13 protein-coding genes are annotated in these 14,123 nt (G+C 47.4%); 5 read left to right on the top strand and 8 right to left on the bottom strand.

All coding sequences use genetic code 11. From position 1 onward, the window contains the following. Window positions 1–23 precede the first annotated feature (23 nt). Together QFZ51_RS13000 and QFZ51_RS12995 are read right to left on the bottom strand one after the other, a co-directional pair. Complete coding sequence (locus QFZ51_RS13000) at window positions 24–863, bottom strand: NAD(P)H-binding protein (RefSeq protein ID WP_429046362.1); 840 nt, start codon at window positions 861–863, stop codon at window positions 24–26. A gap of 75 nt (window positions 864–938) precedes the next feature. After that, entirely contained in the window at window positions 939–1,859 is a 921-nt protein-coding gene (locus QFZ51_RS12995) for a glycoside hydrolase family 43 protein (protein WP_429046360.1), read from the bottom strand. Window positions 1,860–2,015: 156 nt separating this feature from the next. On the opposite strand from QFZ51_RS12995, the gene QFZ51_RS12990 reads away from it, so the two are divergent. After that, on the top strand, window positions 2,016–3,101 hold the full coding sequence (locus QFZ51_RS12990; RefSeq protein WP_429046359.1) for an ATP-binding protein: 1,086 nt from the start codon (window positions 2,016–2,018) through the stop codon (window positions 3,099–3,101). Here QFZ51_RS12990 and QFZ51_RS12985 read toward each other — a convergent pair. The 3 genes from QFZ51_RS12985 to QFZ51_RS12975 form a co-directional block, all read right to left on the bottom strand. After that, a complete protein-coding gene (locus QFZ51_RS12985) occupies window positions 3,067–3,840 on the bottom strand; it encodes a LuxR C-terminal-related transcriptional regulator (RefSeq protein ID WP_370911708.1) in 774 nt (257 codons plus the stop codon). The genes QFZ51_RS12990 and QFZ51_RS12985 overlap by 35 nt on opposite strands. 305 nt (window positions 3,841–4,145) lie before the next feature. Continuing rightward, the gene (locus QFZ51_RS12980; protein WP_429046358.1) at window positions 4,146–4,733 is read right to left on the bottom strand and encodes a hypothetical protein; all 588 of its coding nucleotides are present in this window, start codon (window positions 4,731–4,733) and stop codon (window positions 4,146–4,148) included. A gap of 87 nt (window positions 4,734–4,820) precedes the next feature. Further along, entirely contained in the window at window positions 4,821–6,623 is a 1,803-nt protein-coding gene (locus QFZ51_RS12975) for a serine hydrolase (protein WP_429046357.1), read from the bottom strand. Between the two features lie 94 nt (window positions 6,624–6,717). Here QFZ51_RS12975 and QFZ51_RS12970 point away from each other — a divergent pair, with 94 nt between their 5' ends. From QFZ51_RS12970 to QFZ51_RS12955, 4 genes are all read left to right on the top strand, one after another. Beyond that, window positions 6,718–7,452 (top strand): SDR family NAD(P)-dependent oxidoreductase, encoded by a 735-nt coding sequence (locus QFZ51_RS12970; RefSeq protein ID WP_429046356.1) that lies wholly within the window; start codon window positions 6,718–6,720, stop codon window positions 7,450–7,452. A 211-nt stretch (window positions 7,453–7,663) separates the two neighbouring features. Beyond that, a complete protein-coding gene (locus QFZ51_RS12965; protein ID WP_429046354.1) occupies window positions 7,664–9,094 on the top strand; it encodes a hypothetical protein in 1,431 nt (476 codons plus the stop codon). Between the two features lie 3 nt (window positions 9,095–9,097). Further along, a complete protein-coding gene (locus QFZ51_RS12960; protein WP_370911703.1) occupies window positions 9,098–10,081 on the top strand; it encodes a caspase family protein in 984 nt (327 codons plus the stop codon). Next, the gene (locus QFZ51_RS12955; protein WP_429046353.1) at window positions 10,068–11,435 is read left to right on the top strand and encodes a hypothetical protein; all 1,368 of its coding nucleotides are present in this window, start codon (window positions 10,068–10,070) and stop codon (window positions 11,433–11,435) included. Before QFZ51_RS12960 ends, QFZ51_RS12955 begins: the two co-directional genes overlap by 14 nt. 15 nt (window positions 11,436–11,450) lie before the next feature. On the opposite strand, the gene QFZ51_RS12950 is transcribed toward QFZ51_RS12955, so the two are convergent. Genes QFZ51_RS12950 through QFZ51_RS12940 form a run of 3 tightly spaced genes read right to left on the bottom strand, consistent with a single transcriptional unit; the run spans window position 11,451 to window position 14,122 of the window. After that, window positions 11,451–12,770, bottom strand: a complete 1,320-nt coding sequence (locus tag QFZ51_RS12950) for a MutS-related protein (protein ID WP_429046352.1) — start codon at window positions 12,768–12,770, stop codon at window positions 11,451–11,453. A gap of 16 nt (window positions 12,771–12,786) precedes the next feature. Further along, on the bottom strand, window positions 12,787–12,996 hold the full coding sequence (locus QFZ51_RS12945) for a hypothetical protein (protein ID WP_429046351.1): 210 nt from the start codon (window positions 12,994–12,996) through the stop codon (window positions 12,787–12,789). Next, the gene (locus QFZ51_RS12940) at window positions 12,974–14,122 is read right to left on the bottom strand and encodes a MutS-related protein (protein ID WP_429046350.1); all 1,149 of its coding nucleotides are present in this window, start codon (window positions 14,120–14,122) and stop codon (window positions 12,974–12,976) included. Before QFZ51_RS12940 ends, QFZ51_RS12945 begins: the two co-directional genes overlap by 23 nt. Window position 14,123 lies beyond the last annotated feature (1 nt).

Raw genomic sequence — 14,123 nt, 5'->3', positions numbered from 1 at the left:
TTTCCCTGCTGTTGCTCATCTTCCTATGCATTCCATACGCCTTCAGCAGCGGTTTTCCGGGCATAGTCTGAGAAGTCCCGCGGCGCACGGCCCAGGGCGCGTTGCACTCCATCAGTGAGATGGGCATTCCGGCCATCCAGTACTTCGGCAAACAAATAGGTGACCAGCCAGATGAAATCATCGGGGATGTTATATTCAACGAGCATGGCTTTGTATGCTTCCATGGGTATTGCCTGGTATTGAATTGGCCTGCCTGCGGCTTCGGCTATTTCCCTCACCGCTTCTTCAAAGGTCATCAGGCGGGGACCGGTAAGTTCATATAGCTGGCCGTTATGGTTTTCCGTGGTAAGCGCCGCAATGGCTACGTCTGCAATATCATCCACATCCACAAACGGCTCCGCAACGTTTCCGGCCGGAAGCGCTACATGGCCGGCCAGCAGCGGATCTAACAGATAACCCTCACTAAAATTCTGGCTAAACCAGGCGCATCTGAGAATGGTCCAGCTGATCCCGCTGTTCATAATGATCTGCTCGCATGCCTGCGCTTCTTTTTCTCCGCGGCCCGACAACAATACTATTTTCTTAATGCCGTTTTTCACCGCTGTTTGGGTAAATGAACGTACCGTATCCACTGCTCCGGGTATCGCCAGATCCGGGTGATAGCTGAGATATACGGCGTCAATACCCTGTAAAGCAGGTTCCCAGGTGGATGTATCTTCCCAGTCGAAAGCCGGATTGGCAGAACGTGATCCGATACGTACGGGCCATCCCCTTTCTGTGAGTTGTGCTGCCACCCTGCTGCCGGTTTTACCGGTGCCGCCTAATACGAGTACTGTTTGTTTGGTAGTATTTGCTGTTTTCATGATCTATTTTTTCTCAAATCTACTATGGCGGTTACCCGGAAAATAGAACAAAACCGACACCGCGATACTTTCTTCTTACTTCAGCAATTCAAACTCCTTACTGGTAATGGTCAGCACCGCACCATGCCGGATGCCTTGCGGCATAGATAATTTGCCGGATACGTCCGTCCACGTTTTCAGATCAGTAGATTCCACTGCGCCATAACGGTGCTGGGTATACTTATCGAAATACACGATCCACTTACCGGCGGTATGCAATGCCGTAGGACCTTCCGCCCAGTAAGGCCCGGTAATAGGCGCAGAAGGCTTCCCATAGCCCCCTGTTAAAGTGTTGCTGACTGCTGTGCGGATATTTTTCTGTGGCGGTGTTTTGGTTTCATCTTTCAGGAACATAATAAACCGGCCCTGGTCAGGTACAATGCTCGCATCTATCACGTTAAAGCCCTGGTCGTATAATAATTTCGCCGGGCTGAAATGCTGGAAATCTTTTGTGGTAACATAATACAGCCGGTGGTTATATTTTTCGTCGCCGGTAGAATCGCCGGCGGTGAACCGGCCGGGGATCGTGGTGGCCCAATAGATCATATATTCTTTACGCCGGGCATCGTAAGTAATTTCAGGCGCCCAGCAATTTAAGGCTCCCGGTTCATGCGCCATCACGGGAATATCTTTTTGCGCGGACCAATGCACCAGGTCGGCCGATGAAGCATAGCCGATGCTTTTTTCCTTCCAGCTCACGGTCCATACCATATGAAACCGGCCATCGGCGCCACGGATAATACAGGGGTCCCGCATCAGCTTATCCACTCCGGCGGCGGGTGTGAGCACGGATTGGTCGTTGTTCAGTGCCAGCCACTTATAACCATCCCGGCTATACGCCAGGTGCAGTCCATCCTGCCCGTTGTCTTTAAAATAGGCAAACAGGTATACCGCATCCTGTGCGGTGGCGTTATGCAGGAGTCCTGCTAAAAAAATAAGAATAAATAGTTTCTTCATAAATGACGGATCAATCTTAAATATACATGCAACGATTCGTTTTTCGCAGTCATGGTACCCTGGTAACAAGGCTTTTTTCAGGCCGCGGGTCTATTATTTCTGCCAACTTATTATATTTACCCTCAATTATCCAACCGCTGCTATCCCGAACTGCTCATGAAAAAAACGATTACTCACAGCAACATGTTCCGTCAGCTGAAGGCTGACCTCGGAGGTAAGGACTCTTACCGGGGGGTTACGCTTACCTATACGTGGCTGGCCAACCAGTTTGGTCACTTTTCACTGGGGTTTATTCCTGCATTCATTTTATACCTGGTGCTGAGGCATCGTATGGAAGAAACGCGCGCTGCACTTACGGCCGCCTGGAGTATCAGCGCCGTTTGGCTGGTATTTGAGGCCATCAACTTCCTGTGGCCTTTAACCTTTGGCAAAAAAGGCGGCGTAAAGTCATACGTATTTCAGCCTGCCTGGGGCAATGTGGCTTTTGATACCATCACGGATCTGCTGTTTTTCTGGCTGGGTGCGTTTTTCTGCTCCCTTTTATGTAAAGATACCATGGTGGCCAGGGCCATCGTAATAGTAACTGCGGCGTTGCTGCTCTACCCTACCTATTACTGGTATCTTACCAAAATGTACCTGCAAACGCCGGGCTATCCGTTTCAGTTCCGGCTGAGCCAATGGAGCACAGAACAGATTGCCCCCGAAGATATCGACCTGATCAGGCGTTTCCTGGACAGTAAAACACAGGGGATGCATCTGTTCCTGTTTGGGCCGAAGAACAGCGGCAAAACGAGTTTGAGCGTGGCCATCGCCACGGAACTATCCATCCGCCACTATTCGGCGGTGTATACTTCCGCCATGAAGCTTTACTGCATGTTTTATGAACACGACGATGACTCCACCGCCGATGTGCTGTGGACCTGGCGCAAAGCCTCCATCCTGGTGATAGACGATATCAATCCGGGCAACCCGGTGAAAGAAGACCTGATCACGTCCGACCGCTTCCTCAGCTTTGTGGATGGCTCCTCTACCAATGACATTAACAGAACCGCGTTAAAGGATACCAATGTTATCTGGGTGCTGGGCAACGACGACCAGGACCGTAAGCTGTCTGCCACCTGGCAAAACATGCTGCACAGCATAGGTGTGGAACGGGAAAAAATGCTTTCCCTCAACCTGGAGCGGTATGTACGGAAAAATAAAGCGGCTAAGGCAGAATATGATTTGCAAATGCAAAGCTGATGAGATGGGTCAGGCTTTTTACCCCGAAACGTTTATACATCGGTAAGATCCTTTTCTCAATAGCTGACTGCGATACCCCGAACCGGGCGGCAATTTCCTTGAAGGAATAACCTTCCGCCACCAGGGAAAGGGCGTCTTTCTCTTTTTCTGAGATGGCATAATACCGGAACAACTGCTTGTTCAACTCTTCCTCAAACTCGGATTTTTCAGGCCCGTATGCCGCATAGCGCATCACGTTTCCGAATTTAATGCTCTCATTTTTCTGGGAGTGGCCAATGATGCTGGTCACCTTTCCCTGTTCGGTGGTAAATACGCCCACTTTACTGATGAGGGGTATGGGCGTACCGTTTTTGTGGATCTTCTTCAATTCGATGGTAAAGCTGTATTGTTCGTCGCCAATAGATTTATTGTGCAGGAACATCAGGGCTTTATCGTTCAGCTCATTGGAAAAAGGGGCATATTCGGGTGCGGTAATATTTACAATGGTGAGCATGCTGATCTCGTTATCTGCATAGCCGAGCAATTCCTCCCAGCCGTCAGCATACAACATCTTATTTTCTTTAAACGAATAAATATAGATGGCTTCATCCGCAAACCGGCGGATCGTATTTTTAAAATGCAAAGCTTCCGGGCTGGTCAGATCAGCCGGAACATCAGTTATAAATCCTTTCGAGTAACTTCCAAACCCCAACTTATCAGGATGCATCTTTTTGATCGTAAAAATAATAAAGAATAGCATAACCTGCGAATTTTCGCAGTTGATTCACTGGCTGCTGCGCTATACTTTTGCCCCTGTAATACAATCCTTTAAGGATTAACAAGAAGAATAGCTGATGGCCTTTTATCCGGAGATCCCATCAAAAGCAGACCTGGCAACGGTTTGTATAATGATGGTATCTCGGTAACACCCCAATATTAGTTTTTAACAAGTGTGTCTTAACGTCATTGTTGGTAACCCGGCCCCATTCAATAAATACAATGTTCCCCAGACCGGTGCAGTAATACAGAACTGCACCGGTTTTTTCTGTTTTGAGATATCAGTTATTATTTTACTTTTTTACTCACCATCCGTCCCAGTTCTTTTCCCGCTTTGGCATATGCATCACCAATCCGCATACCGGTAGCGAACTGTCCCTTTCCACCTTTCATATCATTCATCATAATTTTACAGATAGATTTTTTCAGGTTGGCCCGGTCGTATATTTCAACCTCCAGGTTCACCGCCGCCCTCTGCGAAGAAACAGCCACGTTATAGCCCACCTCAATAAATTTTGTCCGCACCACCATTAAATATTTACTGGCGGAATCCTCGGTAAGTTTAATATCGGAATACTTGGTAAAAAGCTCTGAGAACTCGGGTTCATAATGTTTTTTCCTGTCGGCAAACCAGCTCTCCTCCCACTTGTCGCCGGTTCCAGGCTCTTTAGCATCCTTTTCCGCTTTTTTTCTTTTGAGATAGTTCGCTTCTTTTCCTTCTGTTCCTACGGTTACTTTATTGTAGTCGAAGGATACGCCCAATTCTGTAACATCCTTCAGGAAATCAAGCTTTCCTTTTACCAGGTCTTGTGCTTTTAATTGGGTTGTTGTGGTCATAGCTGCCACTAACAGCAGCAGGGTGAAAATTCTTTTCATACGGTAAGAGATCTGTTTTTTATCAAAAATATAGGTAATCCGGCGTGTTATAAACACTCCGTGAGCAAACATAAGTTTTAAAGCGCATTATTCCTTCTCCGCCCGGAAGGAGCCATTAGGCTGGATGGATGTTAACGCCACCACCTTGTCTTTATCATCCCTGATAAACTTCACCTTGTACTCTTTCAGCCCCTGAATACGGAAGGTACTGCTGTCGATTGCTTCCAGCGTATACACCGGTTGCCCAGGCACTACCATGGTAAGTACCTGCTTATCCGACAGTTTGATCTGGATCGGCATGGAGGCCATTTTATAAGCGCCCACAAACGGCGCCAGCGAGGCTGCGGATAATACCACCTGTTGCGGTACGCGCTCAAATATAACCGGGTCGCCGGACGGGTCATAGGCAAAACTCAGCCGATCGATATCCCCGCTGTTATTCATCAGGAATTGTACTCTCATGTTCGACTTGTACTTTACGTCAATCGCCGTATCTGCAGCATCGTAAGGAGAGAAAATATTATAGTCTTCCTGGTTGAGGTACCAGGTCACATCGGGGAATGTGGCAAACAGGGAATCTCTCTTTACAGCAATATCAAAGTTACCATAAGCATCATTCTTAAACACTCCCGCGAATGCCGCTACCGGGTGTGTAGGAGGATGCGGCCTGGAGGCAGAATCCCGGTGAGGCGCGGGGTCTTCCTCCTTTTTGCCGGGTTTAGCTTTAGGACTGGTCGCGGCTGCAATGCCCAGCAACCGGTCGGTGATCAGGTTGGTCACCTTAGTGGGAATAGCGGAATTATTCTGATTGCTCAGCACCACGATGCCAATACTATCTGTTGGGTAAAAGGTAGTCAATGCCGTGAAGCCATCTATATTCCCGCCGTGTTCCACGCGGTAATGACCACGATAAGAAAGCAGCATCCACCCAAGTCCGTAATTGGCAAACTGGATATACGGTGTTTTTGTATCCGGTTCTCCGCCAGGAATGACCATCTGGGAAGAAATGGCTTCTTTCACATAGTCTGCCGGGATGATTTCCTTCCCGTTATACTTCCCGCCATGGATCCAGGTGATCAGCCACTTCGACATATCCGTTACCGTGCTGTTGATAGCTCCGGCGGGGCCCATTGCTACTATCGGGTGATACTTCATTTCATTAATGCCTTTCTCCCTGCTGAACTCATATCCGTGTGAGCGCTCTTCTGCAGCGGCGAGGGCAATAGTGCCGATAGAAGATTCACTCATGCCCAGCGGTTGAAAAACCCGGCTGGCAATGTTTTGTTCCCACGATTGCCCCGTTAACCGCTCTACCACCATTCCCTGTACCATAAACATAAAGTTGTTGTATTGCCAGCGGGCGCGCAAAGGCGCATTGGGCTTCATATAATGGATGCGTTTCAGCAGCGAGTCACGCGAATCCGTTTCAAAAAGATACCATGCAAGGTCGTAGCGCGAAAAGCCGGTACGGTGGCACATCATATCACGTAAAGTAACCTGGGTATTGAGATAGCTATCCGAAAAATCCAGTGCAGGCAGGTAAGTGGTAGCCGGTTTATCAAAATCAACCTTTCCCTCTTTCCGCAAATCGCCCAGCAAAGTGCTGGTAAATGCTTTGGTACAGGAGCCGATGGCAAAACGGGTATGTTCTGTCACTGGTAATTTTCGGGTCATATCCCGGTAACCAAAGCCTTTTGAAAATATCACCTTATCTTTTTCCACCACAGCCACGGCAAAGCCGGCGCCCTGCGCATCCTGCAGGATATCCGTCAGCGCGGCGTCTATCTTTTCAAGTTTATTATTTTTGGCGGGAGTTTGAGCAGTGGCCACTGCTGCAAAAATTAAACAACACAGGCAGGAGATCCACCTGTTAATTCTAGGTACTGTCATCGGGTTACTTTATTACCGTATAAGATTACAGTAAATAACCGGATTTAACAAACGCCTGCAACGAATCTCCCGACAATGACTATTTTTATGATCTATGACTCTTCCTGCTATCAAAACGGTCCTTGTTCTTGGCGCAAATTCCGATGTGGCCAAAGAAGCGATATTATTATACCTGGAAAAAGGCTATCATGTTATAGCCGCTTCACGCAGCACCGCCGACATCGCATCGTTTATGAAAGCCAGGAAGGCAGCCGCTGAGCAACTGACCATCTGTTACTTTGACGCCACCGCTTTTAACGATCACGCCGGGTTCTATGCCAGTCTGCCGGCTAAACCCAACATCGTGGTATATGCCGCAGGCTTCCAGGTTACCAATGAACAGGCGCTGGTGGATTGGGAAGGCAGTTACCGGATGATCAACGTGCATTATGCCGGCGCCCTGTCTATTCTTAATCTCATTATTTCGGATCCCGAAAACGATCACCTGGAAAGGATTATCGGGCTATCGTCGCTATCCGGCGTACGCGGGCGCAAGAGCAACTTTGTATACGGCAGCACCAAGGCTGCCTTCACACAATATCTTGCAGGACTGCGGCAATACCTGTTCTCCAGGAAAATTATTGTTAATGTAATTATAGCAGGGTACATCCGCAGTAAAATGACAGCAGGACTTAACCTTCCCGAATATTTACTGATGGAGCCTTCTTTTATTGCAAAAACTATCGTGCATGCCGGTAACCGTTTTGCCATTGTGCCGGGCGCCAAATGGAAAATTATTTACCAGGTGCTGAAGTATATGCCGGAAAGACTGGTAGCCCGGCTGCCTTAATGCACCGGTGCCTGAAGCCGCCCACCCAGGGACTGCTATTAACCGCCACAGGCATTTCCCGGTACAATAAATTTGAATTTCTGTAAAAATGACCGATATTAGATATCAGGAAAAGAAGCCCCAAAAGACGAGTAACTCCAAATCAGTACCCCAATAACCTCAATTAAAGACGGGGCTCTCCGTGTATTCAAATCAACCCCAAAAAAAGATCATGGAAGCACTTGAAAAAATCTTCTTTGTAAACGTAGGCGCTGATGGCACCTTTGCCGATTCAGGTCACCTCTCCACTACCCCGGCTGATGTAGAACAGATCTTTAGCTTCCTCGAAGAAAAAGATATCGAAAAACTGCTGATCTATTTTCACGGGGGATTAGTCAGCGAAAAAAGCGGGCTGAAAGCCGCTGCTGTCATGAAAGAACACTTCGCCGACGCGGCTGCAAAAAGGCACACCGTGGCCTTTGTATGGGAAACCGGTCCTGCTGAGGTAGTGATGCAAAACCTCAAAAACCTGAAGGAACTTACCGGGAAAGGCGTGTTCGATGAAATCGTGAAATTCGTCACCAAACTGGTTGCCAAGAAACTCGGTCTGGATGATGCCAAAGGCGGGGGCACCTACCTTAGCGATGAAACTATTGCCGTAGAAAAACAAAAGATCGCCCCTTTTGAAGACCTCGACAGATCCCTGGACGCCCGCGGCGGCACCCCGCTTGAAATAGATGAGGAGGACGAAAACTACAGCACCTACTACGCCAAACTGGAAACAGAAGCCAAGGGGCTGGTCAGTGCCGAAGGATCGGAAGAACTCAAATATGAAAAGGCCGAAGGCGATGAAGTGGCCAGGGGCGGAATGCTGTTTGTGGCCAAAGTGGTAGCGCAGATAGCCTTTGCCGTGTTAAAACGCTACTTCAAAAAAACGCACCACGACTTCTACCCCACCATCATGGAAGAAGCCTTCAGGAAATTGTACCTCGATAAAATCGGCGGATGGGGCTGGAAACAAATCAAAGATAAATCCGGCAATATGTTCAACAGCAACAGCGGGGTAACCGGCAACAACCTGCACGCCGGTACGCACTTCCTCTCCTTGCTGGATACGCACCTGCAAAAAAGAAAGGCCGCCGGGAAAAAGCTGGATATAGAACTCATAGGCCACAGTGCCGGCGCTATTGCCGTATGCAATTTACTGGAAGCCACTGCCAATCATTTCAATGCCGTAACCTATAATAACGTCTTCTTCCTGGCCCCTGCCTGCAGAACAGACTTCTTCCTGCAGAAAGGAAGCCCCGCGCAGGAAAAAGGCGTGTTTAAACATTTTAAGATGTTTACCATGGATGAAAGCAACGAAAAAAAGGATCATTGCATTCCTTTCGCTTACACCCACTCCCTGCTATACATGGTGTCTGGCCTGTTTGAAGAAGAAGTGGATGCAAAAATCATGGGGCTGCATGAACAACTGAAAGCAACCGGCCGTTATGAAGACTTCGATGAACTGAAAAAACTGAATCAATATATCGGCAATAATAAACTGATCCTCTCCACCGATCTCGAAAATGCAGACGAAAGCCTGCGATGCAGCTCTCTTAAACACGGCGATTTTGATAACGACACACTCACTTTAACCGCTATTCTAAAAAGCATATAAACCATGGAATATGCAATTATAATAGGTATTGACCATTATGATAAAAGGGCACTCTCCGGGGCGGTAGCCGATGCAGAGGCATTTGCAAAATTCCTGACCGACATGCAACTTGTTTCTAACCCCGATAATATCAAACTACTGAAATCCGATGCCAGCAACCAGATTGTCATTGGCTATGAAATTGATAGTGCCATAGAAGCGATCACAGAAAATGCGAAAGCACACAGGAACGAAACCAATCGCATCTATTTCTATTTTTCTGGTCACGGCATCGGCAATACCTTTAACAACACCGCACTGTGCATGCGGTTCTGGCCCAAAATGATTAATCACTGTATCTCCAGCCTGGATTACCTCACCGGGCTAATCAACAAGGGAATCTTTGATGAAGTGCTGTTGTTCCTCGACTGCTGCCGGGAAAACGACACCATGATAAAAGGTTTGCCTCCTATCGGCGACTGGCAGAATAAAGTGGGCGAACGGGTACCCAGGGTACTGGTTTGCAATTCTACCATCTATGGGAAACTAAGCTATGAAGTGTCTATCGACTCCAACCAGAAAAGGGGCGCCTTTACCTCTTTTCTCATCGAAAGCCTGAAAGGAGATGCCGATATCAACAACAGTGGCAAAATTACCGCGCTGGACCTGAAACAGCATATAGAAACCAATTTCCCAACGTATGCCCTGAAATATAACAAAATCCAGAACGGCAGCGCCTCCACCGACAATGGCGGCGATAACATCGTGATCTGCGAAGTAAAAAAACTGGAAGAAGCCTACAACTTCGAGATAACCTTCAACCGCAATTCCAATGTAACCCTCTATAATAAAAACGCCGACAAACTGCGTACAGCCGATGTAGTTACCGGCGAGAAATGGCACTACAAACTGGAAAAAGGAAATTATGTTTTACTGGACAATGTAAGTGGTGAACAAAAAACGATCATCAACTTTTCTGAAAACACTGTGGGTTATGAACAATTCTGATGTAAAATTCCATATTACCGTAGCTTTCAATCAACCTGTGGAGGGATTGCACCTCATACTCGTAAACGGGGATCTGCAGATCATTTACGCCGGGTATACTGCTGAACTGGATATGTTTGTGGACAAAGGCATTTACCGCCTGAAAGTGAACCTCATCGACTACTACCAGGAATATCTCCTCATTGTAGATGCCGATAAAACATTTCACTTCGACTTTGACTATCCCTCCGTTGCGCCCATCTTATCTTTTAAAGCCACGCATGATTACTTATGCAAAAACCTCGAAGCATCCAGCCTGCAATCCACCAACCCGGATACGCCGCACCGGCCCAGCTTCCTGTTCTTTGGCGCCAAATACGATAAAAACACTTTCCCCGAACTGGTTCCTGTTAACCTGCTTACCAGCTACTCCATCCTCAGCAGCACCAATGATACACTGATTGAATTCAACGCCGATAACACCCGCTTCAATAATGAAGAAGGCTGGTTCATCTTTTCCGGCAAACTGGAGAATGGACTGTACTTCCTGAAAGCCAATGGTACGGAAGATCCCAGGATCTTTCCATTTTACATATATGATCATTATCAAACGCAGTTCTTTATCCGCTATCACAATAAAGCGGATATGGAGAATTGCTTCTTCTTCTATTCCAATAAACAATCATTCAGCAGGGATGCAGAAGAATACCTGGTGCTGGACAAAATCATGTATGCTTTCAAAGACTATAAAAATTTCCAGCAACTCACCGACAGCGATCACCTTCTCATCCGGGAGCATCCTTTCCTGGTATCACTGGTCCGCGCCCTGCAAATACTGGCTACCGGGGAAAGTACGGACTTTACAGATTGCGCATTTCTGCTACTCCCGGATCTTGAACTGCTGACGGGCAACAAACAGCTCTTTGAACTAAATAATCTTTTGCCGGTACTTTCCGCCGTGATGACCCGGTTTGCCGTTAATGAAAATAATGGCGGGATTAATTTTGAGCAGGAACTACTGGTGGATATGGTGATCGATTACGTTAAATATGATCTTTACTGGAATAATTTTTCGCAGATAGATGCACCTTACAGCAACCTCACCGGCTTCATGAACCGTTTGGACGAGCTTACGAGAAGCTTTATTACCCATCCTTACATCATTAATGTTAAAGGGAATACCTACCAGGAACGGCTGATCCAGGCCGTTACCCGCCTCATTGCCACCAACCAGATAAAGGAAGCCATCAAGCTGCTGACAAGAGCGGATAGCATTTCCACGATCGCGCAGCAATTAAATTTACCTACCAGCCAGGTATTCCGGAACTTTGATACTTACAACGATATTTATAATAAGATGAAGCCTACGCAATGAGTGATATTTATTTTATTAAGACATAATAATTTCCAGGATCCCTTCATTTTCTATGATCATCATACCATGACGATCAGTAGTAATACCGGCTTCCAGCTGGTAGGTATACCTGGGAACAGTTCCTTCCATCACGGTTGGCAGGTAAGCAAACTGCAGGTTATCACATCGCTGTTTTAAGGTTTCCCCTACCTCAATAATATGAGTGGAGATAATAAAGAAAGAATTCCCGTATTGCGAAAAGGCTTCTGTTACCGCCAGGGTGGCATCGTACGCATCTTTTACATTGGTGCCTTTAAACAATTCGTCGAAGATGACTACCAGGTTCTTTTTCTGGCTCACTTCTGCTGCCACATTTTTAACACGCATTACCTCCGCATAAAAATGACTGTACCCCAAACTCAAACTATCCGGTACGTTGATAGAGGTATACAATCCATCCCTTACCGCAAACCTCATAGCAGTGGCGGCAACCGGGAATCCCATATGCGCCAGGTACACCGCAATACCAAAGGATTTCATCAGGGTGGACTTGCCGGCCATATTGGCGCCGGTGAGGAACATCACGTTCCGGTCGCGGTGAAGGGACACGGTATTAGGCACGCCATGGTCCAGCCCCGGATGCCGGAGCCCTTCTACCTGCATTAAATGATCCGCTGCCGGCAACGCCGTTGCATAGGAGAAATTCTTTTCCCTTGCCACCTGGCTTACCGCGATGTAAACGTCCAGCAGGTAAATATTTTCCAGGATGATGTCCATTTCCTTTCGCAGGGTGTTACGCAGCAGGAAATCGTACCGGGCCACTTTCATCAGCGGCAGCTGTGTTACGCCTTTTTCTGCTGCAAGCCACTTTAACCGGGGGCCGGAAAAAATACCCAGCAACATTTTTACCTGTTCTTGAAAAGGATGCTGGTTATCATTCATACGGCCCAACAATTCTTTCAATGCGCTTAATGCGGCAATGCAGGCGAGCAGCCCGTTGTGCAGGATGTCAAACTGGTCGTCCCGCAACAACGACTGCCAGATCTTCTTTCTCACAGTAATAATAATCGCTGACACACTGTTGCCGGCGGTTTCCATGCCCAGGTAGTTTTCCGCTGCCCGGAAGGAGCCGTTCTGAAAAGGAAATTCCAGCTGCTTTTCCTGGAAGTACCGGAACGTACCGCTGCGGTGGTTGATTTCTTCCGGCGCGGTGAGCGGATGCTGGAACATGGATTCCAGTAACCGTTCCCCGCCCGCGGTGCGCACTTTATTAAAAATACTGTAAACGGAATGTGATTTATATTTACCCAGCAGGTTCAGGTCATCTAATGTTTGTTTATCAGCAATGAAGCTCATGTTATTGTCTTTTAATTCATGTTGAGATACCTGCCCGCAGCATATCGAGGATGCCCTCATTATTTATGATGATCATACCATGGCGGTCGTCTGTAATACCATTTTCCAGCTTATACGTATACACGGGTTTGTTCCCATCCATTCGTGTAGGCAGGTAAATAAAATGAACATTGTCGCAGGCTTGCTTTAATATCTCTCCCGCCTCAATGATATGAGTGGAAATCACGAACAGGCTGTTGCGTTTGGTAGCAAAGGCTTTGGTAATGGCAATAGTGGCTTCGTAAGCGTCTTTTTACGTTGGTGCCACGGAACATTTCATCAAAAACGATCAGCAGATTTTTACCCTGACTAAGTTCATGCGCTATCTTTTTCACACGCAATACCTCCGCATAGAAATGACTGGCGCCCATTCCCAGATTATCCGGAAGGTTTATAGTAGTATAGATGCCATCCAACACTGAAAATTCCATCCGGGTGGCCGGCACCGGGAAACCCATATGCGCCAGGAACAGCGCAATACTCAATGATTTCATAAAAGTAGACTTGCCGGCCATATTAGCGCCTGTCAGGAAAATAACATTGCCTTCCGGTGTTATCCCTATGGTATTGGCAACGGCATTGGGCACCTGCGGATGATATACGCCTTCCAGCGTCACCGTTAACCGGCTTGGAGGCAGGGCTGCCGGGAACACAAATCCCCTTTCCTTTGCCACCTTTGCTATCGCTATATACACATCGAGATAATAGATATGCCGCAGCAGTTTCAAAATAATGTCCCGGTGGCGGAAACGGAAAACACCGTCAAAAGCAGCCATTGTAGCAGCAGGCAGCTTGTCTTTCCCTTCGTGCAGGATCACCGGGTTCAGTGCATGATCAGTCAGCAGCGCATCTATAGCGGCTTTCTCCGTGTTATAATAAGGCATTCCGGTTACTGCCGGTGAATGAATAAAATCGTTCAGTCCTTTTATCAGCCGGGTAAGCGCGATCACTCCTTTCCGGATCTGAACAGCGTCGGCATCCGGTGCAATAAAACTGCTGAGTTTTTTGGTAACCGCATGATCTTCCGTAGTGAGCCTGGTCCGTTCATCCGTATTACCGAGATAAGGTTCCGCCGCATCAAAGAGGGTGTTCTCAAACGGGAACATGGTTTCTTTTGCCGCGAAATGCTGGATGATACCACTGCGACGGTTAATCAATTTCTCATCTGACAGCGGGTACTGGAACATCTCATCCAGTACCGCCGCACCACCCCTGGTGATGCAGCGGTTAAAGATATTGAAGATGGAATCTCCGCCATGTTTGCCAAAGATGTTAAGATCTTCCAGTGTTTGTTTATCTGTAGTAAATAACATA

This window comes from Chitinophaga sp. W3I9 (assembly GCF_050434025.1).
In the GTDB taxonomy this organism is placed as follows: Bacteria; Bacteroidota; Bacteroidia; order Chitinophagales; family Chitinophagaceae; genus Chitinophaga.
Note: the sequence above shows the minus strand (reverse complement) of the source record. Positions and strands in the feature narration are given on the sequence as shown.